11 protein-coding genes and 1 pseudogene are annotated in these 21,390 nt (G+C 63.3%); 4 read left to right on the top strand and 8 right to left on the bottom strand.

Annotated elements, in window-relative coordinates; genetic code table 11:
* Positions 1-593: 593 nt before the first annotated feature.
* Positions 594-2,486, top strand: coding sequence for a CocE/NonD family hydrolase (locus tag MKI88_RS06135; RefSeq protein ID WP_241630079.1), 1,893 nt, complete (start codon positions 594-596; stop codon positions 2,484-2,486).
* Positions 2,487-2,543: 57 nt separating this feature from the next.
* Here the strand turns inward: MKI88_RS06135 and MKI88_RS21515 are convergent.
* The 5 genes and pseudogenes from MKI88_RS21515 to MKI88_RS06155 all read right to left on the bottom strand — a co-directional run.
* Positions 2,544-3,266: pseudogene (locus MKI88_RS21515) on the bottom strand (phytochelatin synthase family protein); the annotation flags it as partial.
* 113 nt (positions 3,267-3,379) lie between these two features.
* Positions 3,380-5,257 carry a CocE/NonD family hydrolase gene (locus MKI88_RS06140; protein WP_241630080.1) on the bottom strand — a complete coding sequence of 626 codons (1,878 nt, stop codon included), beginning with the start codon at positions 5,255-5,257 and terminating at the stop codon, positions 3,380-3,382.
* 18 nt (positions 5,258-5,275) lie between these two features.
* Positions 5,276-6,769 (bottom strand): serine hydrolase, encoded by a 1,494-nt coding sequence (locus MKI88_RS06145; protein ID WP_241630081.1) that lies wholly within the window; start codon positions 6,767-6,769, stop codon positions 5,276-5,278.
* Between the two features lie 83 nt (positions 6,770-6,852).
* Positions 6,853-7,908 (bottom strand): DUF1611 domain-containing protein, encoded by a 1,056-nt coding sequence (locus MKI88_RS06150; RefSeq protein ID WP_407073308.1) that lies wholly within the window; start codon positions 7,906-7,908, stop codon positions 6,853-6,855.
* A gap of 33 nt (positions 7,909-7,941) precedes the next feature.
* The gene (locus MKI88_RS06155) at positions 7,942-9,075 is read right to left on the bottom strand and encodes a dipeptidase (protein WP_241630082.1); all 1,134 of its coding nucleotides are present in this window, start codon (positions 9,073-9,075) and stop codon (positions 7,942-7,944) included.
* Between the two features lie 266 nt (positions 9,076-9,341).
* Here MKI88_RS06155 and MKI88_RS06160 point away from each other — a divergent pair, with 266 nt between their 5' ends.
* Both MKI88_RS06160 and MKI88_RS06165 read left to right on the top strand, forming a co-directional pair.
* Positions 9,342-11,288: an amidohydrolase family protein gene (locus tag MKI88_RS06160; protein WP_241630083.1), complete on the top strand. Its 1,947-nt coding sequence runs from the start codon at positions 9,342-9,344 to the stop codon at positions 11,286-11,288.
* Positions 11,289-11,627: 339 nt separating this feature from the next.
* Positions 11,628-14,267 carry a TonB-dependent receptor domain-containing protein gene (locus MKI88_RS06165; RefSeq protein ID WP_241630084.1) on the top strand — a complete coding sequence of 880 codons (2,640 nt, stop codon included), beginning with the start codon at positions 11,628-11,630 and terminating at the stop codon, positions 14,265-14,267.
* 89 nt (positions 14,268-14,356) lie between these two features.
* Here MKI88_RS06165 and MKI88_RS06170 read toward each other — a convergent pair whose 3' ends face one another.
* Together MKI88_RS06170 and MKI88_RS06175 are read right to left on the bottom strand one after the other, a co-directional pair.
* Complete coding sequence (locus MKI88_RS06170; RefSeq protein WP_407073309.1) at positions 14,357-15,649, bottom strand: dipeptidase; 1,293 nt, start codon at positions 15,647-15,649, stop codon at positions 14,357-14,359.
* A gap of 129 nt (positions 15,650-15,778) precedes the next feature.
* On the bottom strand, positions 15,779-16,789 hold the full coding sequence (locus tag MKI88_RS06175; RefSeq protein ID WP_241630085.1) for a histone deacetylase family protein: 1,011 nt from the start codon (positions 16,787-16,789) through the stop codon (positions 15,779-15,781).
* Between the two features lie 711 nt (positions 16,790-17,500).
* Between MKI88_RS06175 and MKI88_RS06180 the strand changes: the two genes are divergently transcribed.
* Positions 17,501-18,262 carry a hypothetical protein gene (locus MKI88_RS06180; RefSeq protein WP_241630086.1) on the top strand — a complete coding sequence of 254 codons (762 nt, stop codon included), beginning with the start codon at positions 17,501-17,503 and terminating at the stop codon, positions 18,260-18,262.
* 21 nt (positions 18,263-18,283) lie between these two features.
* Here the strand turns inward: MKI88_RS06180 and MKI88_RS06185 are convergent, their stop codons facing one another.
* Complete coding sequence (locus MKI88_RS06185) at positions 18,284-21,364, bottom strand: EAL domain-containing protein (RefSeq protein ID WP_241630087.1); 3,081 nt, start codon at positions 21,362-21,364, stop codon at positions 18,284-18,286.
* Positions 21,365-21,390 lie beyond the last annotated feature (26 nt).

Consider the following 21,390-nt stretch of genomic DNA (forward strand, 5'->3'; position numbering starts at 1 on the left):
CCATGCCTTGGCGGCGGCGGCGGGCGCATCCGCCGCGCTCCCCACGTCCACGACAACGATGTTCAGATTCGCTTCGGGCGCGGCAAAGATCGTTGCGGCCCCCTTGCGCGTCAAAGTCCATTCCTTGGGCTGGACATAGGCGACCCCCGAACCGGTCTTCCCCGGCGTGTCGGCCGCGACAGTGGTCTGGGCTGCCAGCGCCGGTGCAAGGCTCAGCAGGGAAAGAGCTAGCGTAACTTTCACGGCGAGTTTCTTCATGGACATCAACCCCTGTTGGACTTTTTCACCCCGGCAGCTGCCCCAGTGAGAGCGGGAGAGAAATGTTTCTAAATGAACCTAATCGGAAATAAGTAGCCTAATGAGGACGTGTGTCAACACAACAACACGGTTCCTGATTTTAACAAAATGTGGGTCACCTGAATTCAGTATCTTAGGAGGTCTTCGGACGTGGTCTCTGGAAAAATCAACCGGCAGGGAAGGCCCAAAAGTCCGTCGAGATGCGCGCTCGATCGGAAAAAAATGACTTGATTGGAAAATGAGCTGTCATATTGATTGTCGCGAGATCGATTGATGCGATGACGAGGAGGGTGCGCATGTTCAATTCGGCCACGAAACGACGTGCCGCGATCCTGGCGTTGTTGATCGCTACCAGCCAGCCCGGCGCCGTCATCTCGCAGGGGGCACCCCCCGCGCCGCTTCCTGCCGAATCCCTCAATGCGGCGGACTATGTCAGCGAAGACGTCATGATCGCAATGCGGGACGGTGTCCGTCTGCACGCCCAGATCTGGCGCCCCAGAAACATCACCGAGCCGCTTCCCATCATGATGACCCGCTCGCCCTACGGTTTCACCGCCGAGAGGATCGGCAACGGATTGAGCAAGTCGGGCGGCTATGGCGAACTTGCGGCCGACAAGTTCATCTTCGTCTTTCAGGATATTCGCGGTCGCTTCGGCTCCGAGGGCGAGTTCGTGAACCTGCGCCCCGTCAAAAAGTCCGAAAAGGACATCGACGAGGCGACGGACACCTATGACACGATCGACTGGCTCGTGAAGAACGTCGCCAGCAACAACGGAAATGTCGGCATTTTCGGCGTGTCCTATGGTGGGTGGACCACCGCCGTCGCAACCAAGGACCCGCATCCGGCATTGAAGGCGGTGTCGTCGCAGGCCTCGCCCGAGGACATGTTCATCGGCGACGACTTCCTGCACAATGGCGCATTCCGGCTCGACTATGCCTGGTCGTGGGTGTCGGCACTGGAAACCGACGGGCGGACGATGAAGGCGTTCGATTTCGGCACCGACGATGGCTATGACTGGTATCTGAAGCAGACCGACCTCGCCAATCTCGATCGGCAGCGCTTGGGCCGCACCATGCCGAGCTGGCAGAATTTCGTCTCGCACCCGTCCTATGACGCGTTCTGGAAGGAGCGCCGCACCTCCCACATGATGCCCGCAAGGGTCGCGACACCCAACCTGATCGTCGCCGGGTGGTGGGATCAGGAGGACTTTTACGGTCCGATGCAGATCTACGCCAATCAGGAAAAGGGCGACGATCGCAACCTCAATTATCTCGTGGTCGGGCCGTGGAACCATGGTGGATGGCGCCGCGACGGCAACACCTACGGACCCTATCAGCTCGGCGGGCCGACCGGCTCGTGGTTCCGGACCAAGGTCGAGCTGCCATGGTTCCGCTACTGGCTGAAGGGCGTCGGCACGCTCGATCAGCCCGAAGCGCTGGTGTTCCAGTCGGGCAGCAATGTCTGGCAGCGGCTGTCGCGCTGGCCCGCAGCCGAGGCGAGGCAGCGCAAGCTGTATCTGAGGAGCGGCGGACGGCTGTCTTTCGATCCGCCCTCGGCCGCGGAAGCCGCCGACAGCTTCCGGTCCGATCCGGCCAATCCCGTCCCCTATCGCGACCGGGCCTCGATCAAGCCCTTCATGCGCAAGGGCTCAACCTGGTCGACATGGCTGGCCGATGATCAGGCGCCCTTCACCAGGCGCAAGGATGTCCTGTTCTGGCAGACCGAGCCGCTGACCGAAGACGTGACGATCGCGGGGGATATCGCCGCGCAACTGTTCGCAAGCACGACGGGCTCGGATGCCGACTGGGTGGTGAAGCTGATCGACGTCCATCCCGACGACGCGGCGACCGCGCCCGAACTCAAGGGGCGCCAGCGCATGATTGCCAACGACGTGTTCCGCGGTCGCTTCCGCACCAGCTACGAAAAGCCGCAGCCGATCGTGCCGGGCAAGGTGCTGGACTACAATATCGATCTCCATTCCGCGTCGCATGTGTTCAAAAAGGGGCACCGCATCGCCGTGCAGGTGCAGAGCAGCTGGTTTCCGCTGATCGATCGCAACCCGCAGACCTATGTCGCCAATATCCTGAAGGCGAGGCCTTCCGACTACAAGGTGCAGACGCATTCGGTCTTCCACACCCCGGCCTATCCTTCGGCGATCTCGATCGCGGTGGTCGACGGCGGGCAATAGGTGGGGGCGAACGCCGATCTCGCGCACGCTCCTGACGATGATCAGCCCCCGTTCCTTGCCGGTGGATGTGTCCAGGGTATCGGTCGCGCGCCAGAGGCGTTCGCTGCTGACCAGAAAAGGTCGATAGGCCGCGTTGACATCCCCGACCAGCACGAGGTCGCGGTCTGGAAGATAGCCGAGGATTGGTGAAAAATGCCCATGTCCGCGGCCGAACAAGGGACCGCGGTGAAAGTTCACGACATAGCGACGCGTCGGATCATTGGTGCGCAGCATGTGCGCGCGGAATTCCGCCAATGACGGATCGCGGATCACAGCGACAGGTAGGGTCGAGCGCTTTCGCAACACCTCCGCCAGTTCGTCGAGTGTCATCCCGCCGATCAATATGCCGAACCACGGCTTGTAAGCCGTGCCGTCGAGCACCGATTGTTGCGAGGCCATGATGCCCAGCGAGCGCAACAGATTTGCGAGGCTCGCAGGCCCGCAAAAGCTCTGATTCTCCTGAAACTCATAGGGGTGCCGGCGATATTGTGCAGCCACCGGAAGTCGCCAGGCAGCCGCCATCAGGTCTGCGTTGCGGAAATCTTCGCGCCGTTCGATCGAAGGCACGCCGGCATACAGGTTCCTCTCGAAGACCAGCGGCCCCAATTTGATCGCGGTGGCCACGAAGACGAGCGCGAGCAATGCTGTCAGGGCGAGGAGCAATCGTCGCGGACGCGACATCCGCACTGCTTTTGATCCGGGGTTGTCGGGTGCGATCATGCCGACCTCCGTCAACATCATCACTGTAGCGTTGAAAGCGCACTGCCGAAACCGCCCGGTTCGGGCCGGGTGGCCATTCGGCCGCCACGCGCATAGTGAGCAGAGCGCGTGGCGGCCGCGGCTGCGTCCTGCCGTTATTGGACGACGGGCAGCTCTATATAGGAGGCGTCATCCCCCGCATGGTGGACGGCATTGCGCGCCACCACCCATTTGGTTTCGCGTTCATTGTCGCCGCCCGTGTTGAGGTTGCGGACGAACTTGGGAAAGTTTGACGAGGTCACCTCGACGCGGATCCGATGTCCGGGCTGGAAGGTGTTGCTCGTCGTGATCGGCGAGGGCCTGATCGTGTAGACGCGATCCTTCTCCATCATCACGGGTCTGTCGAAGCCGTCGCGGTAGCGTGCGCGCAGGATCGTATCGCCGAGGATATAGGCGGTGCCGTCGGGCGCGACGTCGACCAGCTTGACCGCGAAATCGGTATCCTTCGCGTCGGAGGAGATCTTGAGCACCGCATTCACGAACCCGCTCACTTCCATCGGCTCGGTCAGTGGCTCGCTGGTATAGACGAGGACATCGTTGCGCGCCTCGATCACGCGCTGGTCGAAGGCACCCGCGGTCACCAGCCCGCCATTGCAGCAATCGCCGCCACCGATGGTCTGGGTTGGGTTCATTGGATCATAGCTGTAGCGATCGGGTGCCTCGACGGCGGGCGGCGCATCGCGCAGCAGCTTGCCGTCGCCATAGACGCTGTTCGCGGCACCCGAGGAGCGCAGGTACATGCGCACGGTCTTCGCGGCCTTGGGCGGCCATTGCGAGTCCGCCTTCCAGTGGTTCTCGCCCATCGCGAAATAGCGCACCGCAGGCGTCGAGTCCGGAAAGGCCTTGGTGTCGCCCTTCAGCCAGCGGTCGAAAAAGCCATAGACCTGGCCGTCGACATCGAAGCTCGCATCGCCGAGCTTGCGATCGCCCGAGCTGTAGTCGGGGCCGAGCTTGTTGAACTGACAGTGCGGGTTGGGGGCGATCACTGCATATTGATGCGCACTCGCCTCCGCGTCGCTCTTCACCGCGCGGGCGTGGTTGAACAGCGCCATGTTGGGCCCGATCGAGACGTCGTACCAGCTGTTGAACCACAGCGCCGGCACGCCCCAGCCCATGTCGTCGTGATAGAGTCCACCCTTGCGCCAGGCAGGATCGGCGGGGGTGCGCGCGATGAAGCGCTCGAAAGTGGCGGGGGGCTCCCCCATGCTCGTCAGGATCTTGTCGACCGGCAGCGTTGCGATCTGCTTGGGCCATTTCACCTCGGGCTTCTTGGCGGCGAGGTCGTTATACTGGACCAGCCTCGACCGCATCTCCTGGTCGAGCTCCGAAGGCACCTGCGGGCGCAGCGGGTTGTCGACGCCGTAGAGCCACACGAAGAACAGCGTGCGGGGCACGCCGCCGGTGTACCAGTTGCCCTGTTCCTGGAAGGGGCCGACCTTGCCGATGCCCGCACCCGAGGCCATCGGGATCATCGCCTTGTGCGCGGGATGGTTTTGCGCCGCCAGCTGGAGCTGCCATTCTGCCGAGGAGGAGCAGCCGAGCGTACCGACCTTGCCATTCGACCAGGGCTGCTTTGCGATCCAGTCGAGCGTGTCATAGCCATCGGTCGCGGGATGGCCGAGGATCTCGTACTCGCCTTCCGAATAATAGCGCCCGCGCTCGTTCTGGACGATGAAGGCATAGCCGCGCTTGACCGCCTCCAGCGCGCGCCGGCTGGTCGCGGCCTTGTACGAGAGCTCGTTATAGGGGGTCTTCCAAAGGATCGTCGGCAACGGCCCCCTGGTGCCCTTGGGCAGATAGATATTGGTGGCGAGCCCCACCCCATCGCGCATCGGCACCATGGCGATCATCGTCGTGTCGGCGCGCTGCGCGAGCTCGCGTGCGAGCGCCTCGTCACTATAGGACGTGTAGTCCTGTGCGAGTGCTGTTGTTGCGAGCCCGAACGCGACGGCAGCGACGATGAACTTCTTCATGCTGGATGTCTCTCCGGATCAGGGCACGAGGCGGAAAAGCATATAGGGCTGGTGCTCGAACGAGAAACGCGTGTCGGCGCCCTCGCCATAGAACTCCAGCTTGCCGAGCGGGCCGAGCGGGGTCGTGTCCTCGCCGGTCTGACGGAACAGCCGCGGCCCGACCTGCTCCCAGCGAACCGTTTTGCCGCCGATCTCGGTCGACAGCCCGCGCTCGCCGTCCTTGCGGATGCGGACAAGGCTGGCCGCGGAGATGGTGCCCGGTGCATAACCACGGCGGTTGGGTCGATAGAAACCCTCAACCATCGCGGCCGGCGCGCCCGTCCAGAGCGGCAGCGGCTTGGCGGGGAAGAGTCGTTCTGTGACGAGATGCATCAGCTCCGAACGCGCGATCGAAGAGCCGTCGCCGCCCGTGAAGGACACGAACACGCCCACGCCCGCTTCGGGCACGATCATCAGATCCGAATGGAAATAGCCGGTGTTGCCGCCATGACCCACGATCCGCGGATTGGCAGCGTTGTATTCCAGGAAGCCATAGGCGATGCCGGGAAGCGAAGGGGCATTGGCGAACAGGCGCTCGCGCATCCTCCGCGCGGTCTCGGGCTTGAGGATGGTCCCGTTGTCGAGCGTGCCGTCCTGCAGATGTGCCAGCATGAAACGCGCCATGTCGGCGCCGGTTGCCGAGAGCGAGCCAGCGGGCGCGATGTTGGTGATCAGCTCGCCCGGCTTTTCGACGAAGCGACCTTCGGTGAAGTCGTAGCTCTTCGCCAGCTCCCATCCCTCGGGCACCGGCTCGCGGAACGTGCTGTGCGTCATCCCCAGCGGCGCGAAGATGTGCTTGTCGATATAATCCGGGAATGCCTCTCCCGAAACGCGCTGCACGATATAGCCGGCAAGCGCGGTGCCATAGTTGGAATAGCTCGCCTCCACGCCCGGCTGGCGGACGCGCCCCGGGATATGAGTGGCAAGGAACTTGCCCAGCGGCTCGAACTCGGACATCGATTTGGAGAACATGCCGACATAGGTGTCCTCGAAGCCCGGCGTATGGGTGAAGAGGTCACGGATGCGGATCGGCTTGTTGAAGGCCGTGGTCGGCACCTTGAAGTCGATATATTTCTCGACCGGATCGTCCAGCCCGACCTTGCCCGCTTCGATCTGCTGCATCAGTGCGGTCCAGGTGAAAAGCTTGCTGACCGAACCGGGGCGGAACAGCGTCCGCTCAGGATCGACTGCCACTCCCTTGGCGACGTCGGAATAGCCATAGCCCTTGTTGAACAGCACCTTGCCGTCGGCGACCACCACCACGACGGCGCCCGCAATCTCGCGATTGGCGAGGCCGCTGGCGACCACGCCATCGACGAAGGACTCGAGACCCTGAAGCTGCGGCTTTTGTGCTTCGGCGGCGGTCGCTTGCGGCGCTGCATCGCGCGCGACCGCTACCGTCGACAAGCCGCTCGAAAGCATGAGCGCGAGAAGGGCGGCGCCCACTCTCCGGTTGTTGCGATGACGCGACATAACATCCTCCCTATTCACTGTTAGTCCGGGGCTTGTTCGCCCCAATTTGCTTTGGTCAGCCGACGGCCTGCCGTCGGCGTACGTCAATCTTCCGCCTTCAGGCAATTTTTCACCAGCCGGTCGAACGCTTCGCCCCCGCGAACCGGATCGGCGACGGGAAGCCCAAGCCGCGCGCTCTCGCCAGCGATCAGCGCGGCCGCCTCGGCCTCCCCGAGATTTGAAGTGTTGAGCGATACGCCCGCGCAGCGAATGGCCGGATTGGTACGCCGTCCAAGCAGCAGCGTCGCCTCGATCGTCTCTTCGATGCTGGGCAGGGTATAGCCCGGAGCACCCAGTACGTCGGTTCGTCCCGGTTCATGGCATACGACCACGATGTCAGGCTGGCTGCCATGGAGCAGGCCGAGCGACACCGCGGCATAGGCGGGGTGGAACAGCGAACCCTGTCCTTCGATCACGTCCCAGTGATCGGGGGCAGCATCGGGAGAGAGCAGTTCCGCGGCGCCGGCTTCGAAATCAGACACGATGGCGTCCATCGGCATGCCGCCGCCCGCGATCATGATTCCGGTCTGCCCCGTCGCGCGGAAGTCCGCATTGACGCCAAGTTCGGTAAAGGCGCGCGCGATGGCGATCGCCGTGTATTTCTTGCCGAGCGCGCAATCGGTGCCCACGGTGAGAAGCCGCTGGCCGGTGCGCTTGCGGCCGGTTCCCACGGGAATGTTCGGGGGAGGCGAACGGACGTCGATCAATTGCCGCCCCAGCGCCTGTGCCCTGTCGGCCAGACCGGGAATGTCGGTCAGCCGCGCATGCATCCCGCTGACGACATCGAGCCCCGCCTCGAGTGCCTCGAACAAGGCCGCGCGCCAATGATCGGGGATCACGCCACCGCTGTTGGCCACGCCAATCACCAATGCCTGCGCACCCCTGGCTGCCGCTTCGCCCGGCGTGAGCGGCTGCAGGCCGGTCGTAACCGAGGCGCCTTTGAGCGCGAACTCGCCCACACATTTGTCGGCCGCCCAGTCGCGCAACCCGAATGCGGTCTTGGCAAAGGCGCGCTCGGTCGTATCGCCGAGAAAGAGCAGATAGGGCTGGGGCAACACCATCGCGCTTGCAGCGCAATCAAACACGGAGTCCATCTTCATCTACAGGTCCTGCAAGGGATTTCAGGATTGAGTTCAACCGCCCCAGGTCGAGGCGAGCAGACGCTGGAAATTGCCGCCAAGTACCGCCTTGATATTGGCGTCGGAATATTTACGGCGGATCAGTTCTTCGGTGAGATCGTAGATCTTGTACGGGTGATCGAACCCGTCGACATCGATCTTTTCGCGGAAGGCGTAGCTGTCCTTGTACGCGCCGCGCAGCTGCTTGTTCATTTCGGGCGAGACGTCGTCATAGCCGTTGAGGTCGGCGTCCGAGCCGATGCCGACATGGTCGATGCCGACCAGCTTTACCACGTGGTCGATATGATCGGCGAGCTGCGCGATACCGGTGGGTTCGGTCTTGCTCACGAAATTGCGAACGCCGGTGATGCCCATCACGCCGCCCTTGGCGGCCAGCGCCTTGATCGCCTCGTCGGTCTTCACCCGCGGGTGATCGATCAGCGCACGACAGTTGCTGTGCGTGATCGCGATCGGCTTCTTGGAAATCGCGATTGCGTCGAGAGTCGTGCGATCGCCCGAATGCGACACGTCGATCAGCATGCCCACCCCGTTCATCGCTTCGATGATCGAGGCGCCGAAGTCGGTGACGCCACCATCGACGCGCTCGGTCGAGCCGGATCCGATGCGGTTCTGCGAGTTGTAGGTGAGCTGCGAGCAACGCTGGCCCAGCTGGTAGAAGAACTTGACGTCGGTGGGGCGGCGGAAGTGGTCGGCGTTCTGAAGGCCCATGATGACAGCGCATTTGCCGTCGGCCTTCGCACGCGAAAGGTCGGCCGCCTTGTCGACGGCGGTGAAGACATGGGAGTTTCGCGCGACGTAATTGCCCCAGATCGCGAAGAAGCTGAGGGCATGTTCGTGCGCGTCCGGCCCGCCAAGGCCGACGGCGTGATGGAAGCCGGTGATACCGCAATTCCGGAACTCCGCCGCGTCCTTGTCGCTCAGTGGCACCGCGTAGAATTCGGGGCCCATGTCGATCTTGAGTGGCGCAAGCATGTCGATGACGAGCGATTGCCGAACGAGATCGATCGCGCGACGCGAATAGCCCTTGGGCGGCGGGGCGAGGCGAGGGGCTGCCGCGCGCGCGAACGGTGCGGTTGCGGCCACCGCGACGGCAGCTGCGAGCGCCTGGCGGCGAGACAAAACAGACATTGCGAAACCCCTCTCCAATATTTCCAATCAGGACATTATGGTCCCAAAAAGAAATCGTCAACCTGAATTGGGCCGCTGTCACGGGGCGGGCGTAGGTCGGGACGGCCCAAAAACGCCAGATTTTCTGCGCTTCGCGTGGTTTTGATCTGGGAGGGGCCGGGCATTCGCTATAATGTGAAAAAAATCGGCATAATCTGAGAATTTTAATCTCAATCTTGACAATATGTTTCAATTAAGCGCGTTGTCCGGCCAAAGGGAGCGCGTCAATGGCCGTGTCGGATTGGATTTCTGCCCCGGGCAGGGGGCTGGCGTTGTGGAGCGCTGTAGCGCTTGGCGCCGTGGCCGGGCCGGTCTGCGCGCAAGGCGATGCGCCGCGCTATGACACCATCATTCGCAACGGCACCATCGTCGACGGCAGTGGCCTTGCGCCTTATCGCGGCGACGTCGCCATCACGGGCGGCCATATCATGGCGGTGGGCAATATCGGCGAAGCGGCCGCCGGCGCCGAGATCGACGCGACCGGACTGGTCGTCGCGCCGGGGTTCATCAACATCCACAGTCATGCCCAGCCGGCAGCCGTGGCCACGGCGGTCAACATGCTCACCCAGGGCGTGACGACCGAGATCACCAATGCCGACGGGCACGGCACCATCGACATCGCGAAGCAGCTGGCCGAGTTCAGCGCGAACGGTCTCGCGGAAAATGTCGGCCTGTTCATCGGCTTCAACGCGGCGTGGCGCGATACCGTGGGGCACGAGGATCGCCGTGCGACCCAGGCGGAGATCGCGGCAATGCGCGATATTCTCGACCGAAATCTCGCGGCAGGCGCTTGGGGCGTTGCGGCGGGCCTCGATTACAAGCCCGGCTATTTTGCCGACGCGGACGAGGTAATCGAAATCGTCTCGGTCGCCCGCAAGTGGCGCACGATCTTCCCCAATCATGAGCGGCTTCGGCCCGAGGAGCGGTACAGCTCGTTCAAGGGCATGAAGGAGACCGTGGAGATAGCGGGGCAGGCGGGCGTGCTGCCGATCATCACGCATCTGAAGACGCAGGGCGCCGAGCAGGGCAATGCACCTGCGGTAATCGATTTCATGAAAAACGCGACCGCACGCGGCCTGTATACCGCTGCGGATGTCTATCCGTACCTCGCGGGCAGCAGCGGCCTTTCGCTGATGATTCCCGGCTGGGCGCACGAGGGCGGCCGCGAGGCGATGCTCAGGCGGTTCGCCGACCCCGCAACGCGCGCCAAAATCATCGTCGAAGCCGAAGAGGCGATGACGCTGCGCTTCGGCGGACCCGAGGGCGTGCGGGTCGTGAGCACCGGGCAGCGGCTCTCGGATGCCATGAAGGAGATGGGCGCGGGGGCGGGTGAGACGTTGATCCGGTTGCTTGAGCAAAAGGAGCAGAGCGCCATCCTCAGCTTTGGCCGCGAGGACGATCTGGTCGCCTTTCTTCAATATCCGGACAGTGCGATCGCTTGCGATTGCGGCGCCAATACCGGCGCGCGCGTGCACCCCCGAACCTGGGGAAGCTATCCGCGTGTGCTCGGCCAATATGTGCGTGAGACCAACGCCCTGACGCTGCCCGACGCGATCCGCAAGATGACGGCCTTGCCCGCGACGATCATCGGCATGACCGACCGCGGATATCTTGCGCCGGGCATGCGGGCCGACGTCGTGACTTTTGATGCCGGCCGCATCCGCGACCACGCCACCTATGACGCGCCCACGCTGCCCTCCGAGGGCGTTCGTGACGTCTTCGTCAACGGTCAAGCGGCGTTACGCGATGGAATCGCCACCGGCGCCCTTGGCGGCAAGGTCGTTTTGCGCACGGCTTATATGCCCAGTCGCCCGATGACGCCTGCAGGCCGTAAGCGCAGCATTTCGGGCAGTGGCGTCGTTGAAGCCAGCGGCGGCCGCTATTCCGTCAGCTTCGCGATCACGCAGAAGCCGGGCGAGGCCGGCTCCAGCGGGCGATTGACGCTGAAAGACCGCGCATCGGGCATGCAATGGAAGGCGGAACGACTGGGGACGATCCAGACCGCCTCCGAATGGGCGAGCGTCACCGCTGTTTTGCGCGACGCGGCGGGAGTGACCCGGCCCGTGACGCTCACGCTCGAGAAGGCGCAAGGCCCGCGGATCGTCGTCAGCTTCGGGGACCAGGAGTTTGTGAGCGGGCAAGCGCGGGCGCGGATCGGAACGCTCGCGCGCTAGAAATAAAGCCGCATTTCGTTCGGTTTGAGAGGTTTCAGCCAAAACGAGTTGGTTGCATCCTGAAAACACAAACAATTTTCTGATAAAATAAATATTGTCCTGATTGGGATCATGTGACAGATTGAAGTCTCAGAATTGCGATCGGTTGGTGGAATCGCGAGCAAAAAAATAGTCAAGGGGGACGACTCGATGCGTGTTAGCGGCAGATTGAATCACAACGTCGGACGGAGCTGTCGCGCAGCTGCAGTGGCGGTGCTCTTGCTCTCGACCACGAGCGCTTTTGCGCAAGCGGCGGCTGCGGAAGATGCTGAGGCTGCTGATCCCGCGAGTGAAATCATCGTGACCGGATCGCGCATCGCCAAGGCCGGTTTCGACCAGCCGACACCCACGACGGTGGTCGGCGAGGTCGAGCTTCGCGAGGGCAACAGGCCCAACATCCAGCAGGTGCTGAACGATCAGCCGCAGTTTCGTCAGACCGTCACCCCGCAGGTGTCGAACGGCAACACGTCGACCGGCACTGCACCCGTCGATCTGCGCGGCCTCGGCATTTCGCGCACCCTGACGCTGGTGAACGGCCGCCGGTTCGTCGGTGAAAACAACCTGAACTTCATTCCCACCAACCTCGTCCAGCGCGTCGAGGTGGTGACCGGCGGTGCTTCGGCGGCCTGGGGATCGGGCGCGGTCGCGGGCGTGGTCAACATCATCCTCAAGGACGATCTCGAAGGCATCTCGGTCGGTGGACGGACCGGCATCTCGTCGCGCGGTGACGGCATGCAATACGGCTTCGACGCGAGCTTCGGCACGGATTTCGCGGACGGCAACGGCCATTTCATGATCGGTGCAGACTATATCAAGGATGAGGGCATCCCTGATCGCAACTCGCGCCGCAACCTGGGCAGCGCCGGTATCGTGCGCACCAATCCGACCAGCACCACCGACCTGTCGACGCGCCTGACGCGCGACGTGAACTACGGCAATCTCGCGGCCCAGGGCCTGATCACCAACGGCGTGCTTGCCGGCCAGATCTTCAACCAGGATGGCACGCTGCGTGCGTTCCAGGGCGGTACGCGGCTCGATGGCACGCCGCTTGGCACCTCGGCGTTCCCGGCACAGATGATCGGCGGCGTCGACGGCATTGGCCTTTATGACGACATTGCTGTTTCGACGCCCTTTGACCGGCTGAGCACCTATGCTCGTGCGAGCTACGATGTGGGCGGCGCGACTGTGTGGGCGGATTTCACCTATGGCCGCTCAACCACCGACGCGCCCTTCCTGCCTGACTTCACCGTCGCACCGCTGACGATCCAGGCGACCAATCCCTATCTGTCCACGACGATCCGCAACCAGCTTGCGGCCGCCGGTCAGACGAGCTTCACCATGGGCCGCGTGTTCAACGACATCCTGTTCATGCAGTTCGACACCGTTCGCGAGAACATCGAAGGCGCGATCGGCATCGATGGCACGTTCGGCAACGGTTTCAAGTACAGCGCGCACTACAGCCACGGCGAAGTAAACAGCAACCAGAAGCTGGAGAATTCGCGGATCGGGGCCAACTTCACCAAGGCGCTCAACGCTGTGTCAAGCGGCGGGCAGATCGTCTGCGCGGTCAACGCCGATGCAATCGCCACCAATGACGACCCCGCATGCCGCCCGCTCAACCCGTTCGGGCTGTTCAACGCCTCGGCGGAAGCGGTCGACTATGTCACGGGCACGCAGCAATCGATAACGGTGAACAAGCTCGATTCCGCGGGCGTAGAGGTTCAGGGTGACATCTTCTCGCTCTGGGCGGGACCGGTGACACTCGCGGTCGGCGCCGAGGCGCGCTGGGAGGAGCAATCCACGCGGCGCAATGCCGATGCGGTTGCGGGCATCTTCGCGCTTCCCGTCTTCACGAGCGACCTTGCGGGCGGATTTGACGTCCAGGAAGGTTTTGCCGAACTCGCGGTGCCGCTCGTCGATATCGAGGACGTCAAAGCCGATCTGAACGGCGCTGCACGCTATTCGCACTATAGCAATAGCGGCGGAATCTGGTCGTGGAAGGTCGGCGGCACGGTGCGCCTGTTTGACAGCGTCCTGCTGCGTGCGACCAACTCGCGCGACATCCGTTCGCCCAGCGTCGCCGATTTGTTCGCGGTCCGCCGCATCAACGTCGGCCCGCTCGTGGATCAGGATTCGGCCGGACGAACCACGGTCCCAGGCTACAACCCCACACCGCAGACGGTCACGACCTATAGCGGCGGCAATCCGGATCTCGAGCCCGAGGTGAGCAAGACGCTGACCGTGGGCGCGACCTTCTCGCCCAAGTTCTTCCCCGGCTTCAACCTCTCGGTCGACTATTACGACATCGACATCAGCGGGGCGATCACCACGCTTTCGGCCTCCAACCTGACACTTGCCTGCAACAAGGGCAATCAGGCGGCCTGCGATCAGGTGATCCGTAACCCGACCACCCAGACGGTCGAAACCGTGTTCTCTAACGCGCAGAATATCGCGAGCTTTGCGACGCGCGGTGTCGATATCGAAGCGTCCTATTCGCTTCCGCTGTCTCAAGTTGCTGACATGCCGGGAACGCTTCGTTTCCGCGCGCTGGCGACCTACATCGACCGGTTCATCTTCGACACCGGCCTGACGCGGGTCGACAGCGCCGGTGACGTTGGCGACTCCACGGCAAACGGCATGCCCAAGTGGCGCGCGACGCTCAGCGCAGGCTATCAGGGTGAGGATCTCTCGGTGGACGCACGCGTGCGCTATGTCGATGGCGGTCTCTATAACCACTTGCTGACCACGCTGATCAACAACGAGATCGGATCGCGGACCTATGTCGATCTGGGCGTACGATTTAACGTCGACGACAAGTTCGAGTTGTTCGGCAACGTCAACAATGTGTTCGACGTCGCTCCGCCCATCTCGGCCGCAGGTAACCCGCACTATGACGTCGTGGGTACCTACTTCTCGGCCGGCGCCCGCGTGAAGTTCTAAACAAACGGTTCGCCGGCTCGCCGGCGCCGAAAGCTGCAAACTGAGGGCGGCGTGGCAGGGGGCCACGCCGCCTTATTTTTCGAAATGCGCTACTGCTTGGTCGCAGCGGGTGCTGGCGTTCCGATCGGCGGCTCACCCTCCATCGACGCCGCCACCTTCTCGGCGGTCGCCATCACGCGCAGCACGTTCTCGCCTGCGAGTTTGGCTACATCGGCATCGCTCCATCCCCGCCGCATAAGTTCGGCAAGCAGGGCGGGATAGGTCGTCACGTCACTCAACCCCTGTGGCAGAGTGTTGCTGACGCCGTCATAGTCCGATCCCAGCCCGACATGATCGACGCCCGCAACGCGCGCGATATGTTCGATGTGGTCGGCGACCTGCGAAAGCGTGACCTTGGGAGCGGGATGCTTGCGTTCCCACGCAGCGAAAGCGGCCTCCGCCTTGTCGGGCTGCCCGATGTACAGCCCGCCGAACGGAGGGGCGTTCAGCCGCGTCCTTTCGGCCGCGGCATCGGCTGACCAGCGCCGATAGGCGTCGGACACGTAGCTATTGGCGTAGTTGACCATGACGACGCCGCCATTGGCCGCCACCAGTTTGAGCACCTCGTCGGACACGTTGCGCGGGTGGTCGTTCAGCGCGCGCGCATTGGAATGCGAATAGATGACGGGCGCGCGCGATACGCGCAGCGCGTCCTTCATCGTCGCTTCGCTCACATGGCTGAGGTCGACCAGCATCCCAAGCCGGTTGAGCTCGTGCACGACCGTTTCACCGAAAGCCGTCAGCCCGTCATGCTTCGGATTGTCGGTTGCTGAATCGGCCCATGCGATGGTCCTCGAATGGGAGAGCGTCAGATAGCCCGCCCCCAGATCGTGATAGGTGCGCAGCACCGAAAGACTGCCGTCGATCTGGCCGCCGCCCTCGACACCGATCAGTGATGCGATCTTGCCCGCTGCATGGATGCGCCGGACGTCATCCGCTGTGCGTGCAAGCGCGAAATCGTCGGGGTAGCGCGCTGCGAGGCCGTGCACGACGTCGATCTGCTCGAGCGTCTGCTTGACCTGTTCGAGCCCGGGAAGGTTAGCGGACACGTAAACCGACCAGAACTGACCGCCCACCCTGCCGCGCCGCAACCGCTCGATATCGGTGTTGTAGGGGACGGGCTTTCCGGCAAGGCCGCTGCGCAGGTCAAGCGTCCAGAGCCCTTCGCCCTCGCGCTCGCGCAACGCCTCCGGCCAGTCATTATGCCCGTCGATCAGCGGCGTCGCCTTGAGAACGCGTGCCACCCGCTCCTCGTAATTCTGTGCATGGACGGGTGGGGCGGCGGCGATCAATGCTGTTATCGAGGCAAGTGTTCGAATGCTCCTGGCGAATTTTGCGGCCACCCTGATTTCCTTGTCTGTTTTGAACTATCGCGACGATGAATCGTCCGTCGACGAAGCGACGGGCGTGAAGAGCAGATCATGATGGTCGCCGCTGAAGTCCGCAAGTGGCGAGGCCGCGCGCCTGGCCGGTCAACCCGAAATGCCGGAGAGGAACCGCGCAACATTGTCGCCCAGATCGCCGACGGCGTAACCGCCTTCCATGACGATCAGGGTGGGCAGTCCAGTGGTGCCGATCCGCGCTCCGATCCGCGCGAAATCGGCAGCTTCGATCGCAAAGTGCGAGATCGGATCACCCGAGAATGTGTCGGCGCCGAAGGACACGACCAGGAATTTCGCGCTCCATTCGGATATGCGCGAGATCGCGGCATCAAGCGCGGTCAGATAGGCGTCGACCCGCGTTCCGCGCGGCAGCGGGATATTGAGGGTCGCACCCGCACCTTCGCCCTCGCCGGTCTCGTCGGCATGCCCCCAATAGAAGGGATAGTCGGTTGCCGGGTCAGCGTGGATCGAGGCGAAGAAAACGTCCCCGCGCGCATGGAATATGTCCTGCGTGCCATTGCCGTGATGATAGTCGATATCGAGGATCGCGACGGGGCCGACACCCGCATCCTGCGCCGCCTGTGCGGCGATCGCCGCATTGTTGAGATAGCAATAGCCGCCCAGATAGTCGGCACCGGCATGGTGCCCCGGCGGCCGGCACAATGCGAACGCAGTCTGCGCGCCGCCAAGCAGGGCGTGCAGGCCGCTCAGCGCGGTCTGGGCCGACCAATAGGCGCTCTCCCAGGTGCCGGGGCCGATCGGCGTGGCGGCGTCGAAGCTGTAGCGACCCAACCGCGCGTCGATCCGGGTCAGCGGAATGCGTCGTCTTGCAACGATGGGCCAGGTATAGCCGATCGCATCACCGTCGCGTCCGGCGGCGCGCCAGTCGTCATGGGCCGAGCGCAGAAATGCAAGATATTCCGCGTCATGGATCCGCGAAATCGGTGCCATGCCGAAATCGCGCGCGGGAGAGAGATCGCCGAGTGCGTCGGCGATATTCGCCGCGCGCGCCGGACATTCGGCATAGCTGGCCCATGTGCCGTTATGGAGTTCGCGCTCGGGCGCATGGTCAAGCTGGCGGGGATCGAAGAAGCGCAACATTTTTGACGCTATAGCATCCCGTTTGCCAGCACCGAAGGTCAATTGCTGTGGTGTTCAGGCCTGGGGAGGGGAGGGCGGAACGTCAGACGCCGAGGTTGCCCCTGACCGAATATGCAGAGTCATGGGGGCGTGCCTCGCCCCACCGCGTGCTATTACCATCTCGTCGGTTGTAGAGCGGAGTTCACCTGTTGTTCAGGCCATGCGGACTGTTCAAGGAGATCGATGAAGCTTCAGGGAACACCTCTAATCCGGATTGCAAAGGCGGTGGTTCCGCCGGCGCTCATGCTCGCGCTGCCCGCCCAGGCGCAGACGCCCGGAACTGTAAACGACTTCAGGCTTCCACCCGGCGACAACGCGCAGAGCGCTCCCATTACCGGGCCGGTGGACCCGACACTGCCCGTGTCGACGAGGGATATTCCAGCGCCATTGCCGCAGTCCGCCCCGGCCACGCCTCCGGCCACAACCGAGGCCGCGCCCCCGCCGATTGTCATTCCCCTGTCGCCCGCCAGATCGGCGGATGCCAGCCCCCCGTCTCAACCGGCAGCGCGTGCGCCAGCGGCGGAAGCCGCTCCGAGCGCGTTGCCCGCGCCGGAACCGTCCCGCCAGCCAGCCGCAGCCGTCCCCCCTGAGCCGCCTCCGGCCGCTTCCGCTGTACCAATGCGACGCGCCCCGAGCGTAGACCCGGCTCCGGCGCGATCGCCTTCGTGGATTATGTGGCTGCTCGGCGGGGCGCTGCTCGGGTTGCTCGTGGCTGGCATCGGATTTGGCTGGCTTAGAAGGCGGCGCTCCGGTGCCGGCGGAGATGTCGGGCAAACAGAGGAGGCGCGGTTGCCCGCGCGAACGGCACGCGTGCCGACGCCCAGGGCCCGCACGTCTCCGCCACCGGTTGCGCCCGGCCAGATCGAGCTTGTGTTCGAGCCCCTGAGCCTGACCATGGCACTGGTCAACGCGAGGCTTGCCTACCGATTGTCGGTGAAAAATCTCGGCGATACGGTCGTCGGGCCCGTCACCATTGCGTGTGACATTATCTCGGCCCATGGCTCGCTCACGCCTGGCGAGCAACTCCTGTTCGAAGGCGAAATGGTTGAGCCGCAGCATCGGCTTGCTTCGCTTGCCCCTGGAGAAGCCGTCTCCGTCACAAGCGAGCTGCAAACCCCGATCGCCGCCATCCGGCCCATCTGCAGCGGCGACGCAAACCTGTTCGTACCGCTTGCGCGCTTCCACATTACCGCGCTGGGCACAGGCTCGCGGCCGTTCATCAATACCCGGATTTTCGTGATCGGCGAACGGCCCGAACTGCCCCGCGAGCGGCTCAGACCCATCCGGATCGACGCCGGGCGGCGGACATTCTCGCCCCTCAGCCATCGCGAGATTGAATCAGCCGCCTATTTGCGCGCCGGGAAGACTGGCAAGACGGGCACGGGCTTGCCCGATCATCTCCGTGGCAATCGCTACGCATCGCATCTCAGGTGAGCGAACACCCCATCCGCCGCGTCACCAGCTGGTGATGCTCGTGTGCCGAAGGTCATGGATGCTGACATTTGGCAGGCCGGCCTTCGATCGGGCAGCGTCCCAGCTCTTGAAGAACGAACCAAACGGCTTCCTGGTCCGCGGATTGGCGATCACATGGGGGCACCCGTCCCAGCGCGGCAACTGTTTGATGACGTCAATCGCGCCCGCCGACAGGGGCACGTGATTGGCCTGACGCGATTTTGACGGCGGAATGCGCCAGAGACAGTTTTCGAAGTCGATGTCGTCCCAGTGCGCGTTCAGCAGCTCGTGTATCCTGAGGCTCGTCAGCAAAAGCAACGCGACGATGAATCGGAGCTGGGGATTGTGGCTGGCAAGGGCGGCTTTTCGCAACCGCTCCACCTCGTCCGGCGACAGGACATGCTCGCGCTCGCTGCCATGCTTGACCAGCGGCAGCCTGTGGATCGGGTTGATCTCGGCACCGGGCACGCCCCACCGGCTCGCCATGACAAACATGTACCGCAGAATGCCGTGGAGCCGTTTGACAGTGGCCGGTTCGTCAGCCGCATCCTTGATCGTGGCCCCGAGCCAGGCCGCAACATCCGATTGAGCAACCTCGTCCATGCGAAAGCGGCCGAACTTCGGCAAGATGTGCTTCCGCAGATGGAGCTCATGGATTTCGCGGGTTCGCTGATGGCGTTTAAGATGATGGAGGTAGCGCCGCGAAAATTGCTCGATCGTCGGAATCGCACGCCGGTCCTCATTGGCGGGCTTCGGGCCGTCCTCCGGATGTCGGGCCGAGGCAGGATCCTGACCTTCATCGCTCCCGGTCCGGCCGCGCACCACCGCTTCGGCCGAGGGTGGCAGGGCGTGCGCCGCGAGCGGCAGGCCAAGCTTTTCCGCGAACTGTTCAAATGTGAAGGGATCCGCGTCATCCCACAACTGTGTGGTGCCCGGGTGCCCGGACGCAGAGAGGCCGAAGGTGCCGAGCACATAGGGTGACACCCGATGGCTGGTGCATAGTCCGCCATTGCCGTCGCTCACCAACGGCAACCCGAACTCGATACCATGCTGCCGCCTGATGGCGCGACGCACCGTGGCCACCGCCAGCTGGCCATCGCCGAAATCCATGACGGTGGGCGTGCCCGGCGGAACATCGAGGAGCCCTTCGATCAGCGCGCCCGTTTCCGAGAGATTGCGGATCAGCACGGGATGATAATAGTTCCCCAGTATCGCGCCGGCTTTTCGGTACATCGATTGCCGATCGCTGCGCTGCGTCGCCGGGCCCGAGGGAGGGATGGTCCAATCCTCGCTCCCCAGACGCTGTACGAGGTCATCGGAGCTGATGGCTCCGCTATAAACATAGCCCTGGACATGGCTGACGCGCAGATTGCGGACCAGCTCCAGCTGGTCGAGCGACTCGATGCCCTCCGCGGTGGTCTCCATGTCGAGCGCGTCCGCGAGCGCGACGATTGCCGCGATGATCGCCCCGTTCCGCGATCCGGATATGGTGGCACCCCGTACGAAGCTCTGGTCGATCTTGATCTTGTCGAACGGTGCGGTCTTCAGATAGCCGAGCGAGGAATAGCCCGTCCCGAAATCGTCGAGCGCCAGCCGCACGCCGATATCCTTGAGGACCGAAAACATGGTGTCGGTCTCGGCGGATTCGCTGAGGAAGACGCCTTCGGTCAGCTCGAGCTCGAGCCGTTCGGCCGGCAGGCCCGACGCGGCCAGCGCCGACATGACGATCCTGGGCAGCGATTCATTCGTGAACTGGATTGGCGAGACGTTTACGGCGACCCTGAGCCGTCCGGGCCATTTCGCCGCGTCTTCGCACGCCTTTCGTAAGACCCATTCGCCGAGTGGTGCGATCAGGTTCGCTTCTTCGGCGATCGGAATGAACAATGCCGGCGAGATTGGCCCGCGCACGGGGTGATGCCAGCGGATGAGCGCTTCGACCCCGGTGACACGGTTGCTGCTGGCGTTGACGATCGGCTGATAGAAAAGCCCGATTTCGCCTTTTGCCAGCGCGTCGCGCAGGTCTTCTTCCAGCAGGCGCTTGTCTTCGGCGGCCTGCAGCAGATCGCTGGAAAAGAATCGGAAGCGGCTGCGCCCGCTGCCCTTTGCGGCATAAAGGGCCAGATCGACATTGCGGATCAGCTCTTCGCTCGTGCAGCCATCGATCGGCGCAACCGCCACACCGATCGACGCCCCGATGATGCACCGGCTGCCTTCGATCGAATAAGGCTGCGACAGGCTCGCGATGATGTCGTTCGCCAGCGTCCCGAGCACCCCGCGGTCCTCGCAATCGGGCAATATGATCTGGAACTCATCGCCGCCCAGGCGAAAGACCTTCTGCTTGTCTCCCACGATCTTGAGCAGTCGTTCGCTGACCTGCTTCAACAGCGCATCGCCTGCCGGGTGCCCGAGCGTATCGTTGACCTGCTTGAAGCGGTCGAGATCAATGAGGATGACGGCGCATGGCCGCTTTTGCTGCTCGAGGGCCAGAAGGCTGCTCTCGAGCGCCCTTGTCATGCACAGCCGGTTGGGCAGGCCGGTGAGCGAATCGTACATCGCCAGTTGCGATGCGTGTTCTGACGTTCGTCGCTGTTCCGTGATGTCGATGCCGGATCCGCGATAGCCGGAGAATTTGCCCGCCTTGTCGAACTGGGGATAGCCGGACACCAGCCAGCAGCGGTCGTCGTGTGGCGTCGCAGATTTCAGCGTGAGCTTCTCGAAGCTCGTATGTTTGGTCAGAATGAATGGCAGCGTCCGGCTTACCCCCGAGCCGTCATCTGCCTGTTCGAAATGGTCGGTAAATGCGGATCCGAGCAGATGCTCCGGTTCATGGCCGAGCATGTGACAGATGCTGTCGGTCAGATAGGTCAGGCGCCCTGCGTGATCAGTCGACCAGAACCACCCCTGGCACGATTGTTCGAAGTTGCGGAGAAGCAGCAAGGCTTCGGCCGAGTTGTCGAGCAGCCCGGCGGAATCCATCGGCTTGCCGGAACGCAGCGGCAATTTTCCCAGAATGCCGTTCTTGTGGTCAGCGCGCGCGCTGTGGTCGTTCTGGCTGCCCTGCAAGAAACGAATTCTGGCCATCATGCGCTTCCACTGGTCCCCACCGTCAA

Origin of the sequence: Sphingomonas sp. LaA6.9 (assembly GCF_022601895.1) — a bacterium.
In the GTDB taxonomy this organism is placed as follows: domain Bacteria; phylum Pseudomonadota; class Alphaproteobacteria; order Sphingomonadales; family Sphingomonadaceae; genus Sphingobium_A.

Coding starts and splice junctions, on each gene's coding strand:
- MKI88_RS06175 (WP_241630085.1), bottom strand. CDS start 16,789: ATGTTGCGCTTCTTCGATCCCCGCCAGCTTGACCATGCGCCCGAGCGC.
- MKI88_RS06185 (WP_241630087.1), bottom strand. CDS start 21,364: ATGATGGCCAGAATTCGTTTCTTGCAGGGCAGCCAGAACGACCACAGC.
- MKI88_RS06180 (WP_241630086.1), top strand. CDS start 17,501: ATGTGGCTGCTCGGCGGGGCGCTGCTCGGGTTGCTCGTGGCTGGCATC.
- MKI88_RS06155 (WP_241630082.1), bottom strand. CDS start 9,075: ATGTCTGTTTTGTCTCGCCGCCAGGCGCTCGCAGCTGCCGTCGCGGTG.
- MKI88_RS06145 (WP_241630081.1), bottom strand. CDS start 6,769: ATGTCGCGTCATCGCAACAACCGGAGAGTGGGCGCCGCCCTTCTCGCG.
- MKI88_RS06135 (WP_241630079.1), top strand. CDS start 594: ATGTTCAATTCGGCCACGAAACGACGTGCCGCGATCCTGGCGTTGTTG.
- MKI88_RS06160 (WP_241630083.1), top strand. CDS start 9,342: ATGGCCGTGTCGGATTGGATTTCTGCCCCGGGCAGGGGGCTGGCGTTG.
- MKI88_RS06140 (WP_241630080.1), bottom strand. CDS start 5,257: ATGAAGAAGTTCATCGTCGCTGCCGTCGCGTTCGGGCTCGCAACAACA.
- MKI88_RS06150 (WP_407073308.1), bottom strand. CDS start 7,908: ATGAAGATGGACTCCGTGTTTGATTGCGCTGCAAGCGCGATGGTGTTG.